This window comes from Methylobacterium trifolii (assembly GCF_022179685.1).
GTDB classification, from domain to species: Bacteria; Pseudomonadota; Alphaproteobacteria; order Rhizobiales; family Beijerinckiaceae; genus Methylobacterium; species Methylobacterium trifolii.
The window spans coordinates 1-3,397 of sequence record NZ_BPRB01000397.1 but is presented as its reverse complement, the minus strand read 5'-3'; the positions used below and the strand labels follow the sequence as shown (position 1 = coordinate 3,397).

Annotated in this window: 4 protein-coding genes; 2 read left to right on the top strand and 2 right to left on the bottom strand. The window is 68.8% G+C overall.

What is annotated here, in order from left to right; all coding sequences use genetic code 11:
* Both COGEMETH_RS25140 and COGEMETH_RS25135 read left to right on the top strand, forming a co-directional pair.
* Positions 1 to 516, top strand: a 516-nt coding sequence (locus COGEMETH_RS25140) for a tryptophan--tRNA ligase (RefSeq protein ID WP_507763007.1), incomplete at its 5' end; no start/stop codon positions are given.
* 2 nt (positions 517 to 518) lie between these two features.
* A complete protein-coding gene (locus COGEMETH_RS25135; RefSeq protein WP_238185389.1) occupies positions 519 to 1,229 on the top strand; it encodes a haloacid dehalogenase type II in 711 nt (236 codons plus the stop codon).
* Positions 1,230 to 1,311: 82 nt separating this feature from the next.
* On the opposite strand, the gene COGEMETH_RS25130 is transcribed toward COGEMETH_RS25135, so the two are convergent.
* Positions 1,312 to 1,965, bottom strand: a complete 654-nt coding sequence (locus COGEMETH_RS25130) for a pyridoxamine 5'-phosphate oxidase family protein (protein WP_238185388.1) — start codon at positions 1,963 to 1,965, stop codon at positions 1,312 to 1,314.
* A 292-nt stretch (positions 1,966 to 2,257) separates the two neighbouring features.
* On the bottom strand, positions 2,258 to 3,277 hold the full coding sequence (gene ilvC, locus COGEMETH_RS25125; protein WP_238185387.1) for a ketol-acid reductoisomerase: 1,020 nt from the start codon (positions 3,275 to 3,277) through the stop codon (positions 2,258 to 2,260).
* Positions 3,278 to 3,397 lie beyond the last annotated feature (120 nt).

The window sequence follows — 3,397 nt, the reverse complement described above, 5'->3', positions numbered from 1 at the left end:
GCGGCCGGGCCTCCGATCAGCGGTTCGGTGATCGGAGGCCCGGCCGCACGGGTGATGTCGCTGCGCGATGGTTCGAAGAAAATGTCGAAGTCGGACGCCTCCGACAATTCGCGCATCAACCTCACGGACGATGCCGACGCCATCGCCCAGAAGGTGCGCCGGGCCAAGACAGACCCGGAGGCGCTGCCCTCCGAGATCGAGGGGCTCGCCGGCCGGCCGGAGGCCGACAACCTGGTGGGCATCTTCGCCGCCCTCAACGACACCACCCGCGAGGCCGTGCTGAAGGAATACGGGGGGGCGCAGTTCTCGACCTTCAAGCCGGCGCTCGCCGACCTCGCCGTCGAGCGCCTCGCCCCCATCGCGGCCGAGATGCGCCGCCTCACCGCCGATCCCGGCCACATCGATGCCGTGCTGGCCGGCGGCGCGGAGCGGGCCGAGGCCATCGCCGCCCCGACGCTGGATGCCGTCAAGGACATCGTCGGCTTCGTCCGGCGCACCCGGCTGAAGGCGGTTTGAGGATGATCCGGGCGCTGGTCTTCGACGTCTTCGGCACGCTGGTCGACTGGCGCTCCGGCATCGCGGGGGAGGCCGGGCGCCTGCTCGCCCCCTACGCGAACGGCCTCGCAAAGGGCTTTGAAGGCGGTGCCTTCGCCGATGCCTGGCGGGCCCGCTACAACCCGTCGATGGAGACGGTGCGCTCCGGCGCGCGGCCCTTCGCGGACCTCGACACGCTCCAGGCCGAGTCGCTGCCCGAGGTGCTCGCCGCCTTCGGCATCACGGGCGTGCCGGAGGACGTGCGGCGCGACCTCGTCCAGGCCTGGCACCGCCTCGACGCCTGGCCGGAGGTGCCGGCCGCCCTCATGCGCCTGCGCCGGGACCACTGGCTCGCGCCGGTCTCGAACGGGCACGTGCGCCTGATGGTGGACCTCGCCCGGCGCAACGGCTTCGTCTTCGACGCGGTGCTCGGCGCCGGTTATTCCCGCGACTACAAGCCCAAGCCCGCCCTCTACCGGGACGCGGTGGCGGCCTTCGGCCTCGATCCGGCCGAAACGCTGATGGTGGCCGCGCACTCGAACGACTTGGCGGCGGCGGCGAGCCACGGGCTCGCCACCGCCCACGTCGCCCGCCCCCGCGAGAACGGGCCGGCCGGCGGCGAGGGCGGCCCGAGCGTGCCGGTGTCGTTTGCCGCCACCGACCTCGCCGACCTCGCGGTCCAGCTCGGCTGCTGAGTGTTTCTCACGAAACTCCCGTCGCGCCGTCGCGGCCGGAATGAGGCTTGGGATGGTCGGGAGTTTCGTGAGGTAGACTGAATCAGGCCTCTCCGCGGGCCACCAGCGCCTCGTATTCCGGCACTTCGAGCCGGCCCTCCTCGGCCACCCGCGCCTTGTCCTCGTCGGAGATCACGTCGCCGGCGAGGTCCAGGCGCTTCCAGGCGGCGAGCGGCGTCTCCCGGTCGGGGGTGGGCACGTACTTGTTCTGTTCGAGCTTGCGGTACTTGTGGATGTAGCGCGGACAGTTCACCCAGATCTTCACCACGTCGACGCGCACCAGGTACTTCGCCTCGGTGTACTGCGCCATCAACGGGTCGTCGCGCAGCAGGCTGGCGCGGCCCTGCACGCGGATGCGGTGGGGCGTCTCGAAGTCGATGAACAGCAGGCCGACCTTGGCCTGACCCTCGATGTTGCCCATCGAGTAGAACATGCCGTTGCCGTCGAAGCCGGGGAAGACGAGGGTGTTCCCGTCGAGCACCTTCACGAAGCCGGGGCCGCCGCCCTTGTAGGAGACGGTGGGCATCCCGTCCGGATCGACGGTCGACAGGAAGAACATGTCCCGGCTGCCGATGAAGGCCGCCTCGTCCTCCTGGATCGCCTCGTGCACCCACTGGGTGTCGAGCCGGTCGGCGAGCTTCGTGGTCTTGAATTCCTGCTGGAGCGCGCGGTGCGCGTCGGAATAGAGCGATGCCATGAGGTCCTCCTCGCTTCGCTCCGCTTCACCCTGTGCGGGCGTGCGGCGCTGTCTTGCTCGTTGCCCGCGCACTCTCCCCTCAAAGGGACCGGCAGGCAATTGCCGAGGTTTCCCGGCCCACGAGATTCCCGGCCCATGAAAAAGGCCGGCGCCGCGCATGCGGTACCGGCCCCGATCCACTCCGCGAGACCGGGCGATGCCCGGCCTCATATCAAGTCTCACAGGTCATGACCTGTGAGGTCCGGCGGACGACCGCCGCCCCGCGGTCGCGGGGCCAGGTCTCCCGAAAAAGTCAGTTCTTGGTCTTGTCGACCAGGGCCTTCTCGGAGATCCACGGCATCATGCCGCGCAGCTTGGTGCCGACCTCCTCGATCGGGTGGGCGGCGAGCTTGGCGCGGGTGGCCTTGAACGAGGTCTGGTTGACCTTGTTCTCCAGCATCCAGTTGCGGGTGAAGGTGCCCGACTGGATGTCGTTGAGGACGCGCTTCATCTCGGCCTTGGTCTCGGGCGTGACGATGCGCGGGCCGGTGACGTACTCGCCGTACTCGGCGGTGTTGGAGATCGAGTAGTTCATGTTGGCGATGCCGCCCTCGTAGATCAGGTCGACGATCAGCTTCACTTCGTGCAGGCACTCGAAATAGGCCATCTCGGGGGCGTAGCCCGCCTCGACCAGGGTCTCGAAGCCGGCCTTGATCAACTCGACCAGGCCGCCGCAGAGCACGACCTGCTCGCCGAAGAGGTCGGTCTCGCACTCCTCCTTGAAGGTGGTCTCGATGATGCCGGCCCGGCCGCCGCCGTTGGCCGAGGCGTAGGACAGGCCGAGGTCGTGGGCGTTGCCCGAGGCGTCCTGGGCGATGGCGATCAAGGTCGGCACGCCGCCGCCGCGCAGGTACTCGGAGCGCACGGTGTGGCCGGGGCCCTTGGGGGCGACCATCAGCACGTCGAGGTCCGCTCTCGGCTCGATCAGGTTGAAGTGCACGTTGAGGCCGTGGGCGAACAGGAGGGCGGCGCCCTGCTTCATGTTGCCTTCGAGCGACTCCCTGTAGATGTCGCCCTGCAACTCGTCGGGGGTGAGCATCATCACCACGTCGGCCTGCCTGGCGGCCTCGGCGACGGGGAGAACTTTGAAGCCCTCGGCTTCGGCCTTCTTGGCGGTGGCCGAGCCCTCGCGGAGCGCGATGACGATGTCCTTGACGCCGGAATCGCGCAGGTTGAGGGCGTGGGCATGGCCCTGGCTGCCGTAGCCGACGATGACGACCTTCTTGCCCTTGATCAGGTTCAGGTCGGCGTCGCGATCGTAGTAAACACGCATGGTGGTTTCCTCCTCGGTGAACGGTCTATCTCACGCCGCCAGTCCGTCTTGCGGCCGGCCGTAGAGCTTCAGGAACTGCTCTGCGGCCCGGGCCGCGTCGCGTTCGATCTCGTCGGGGTC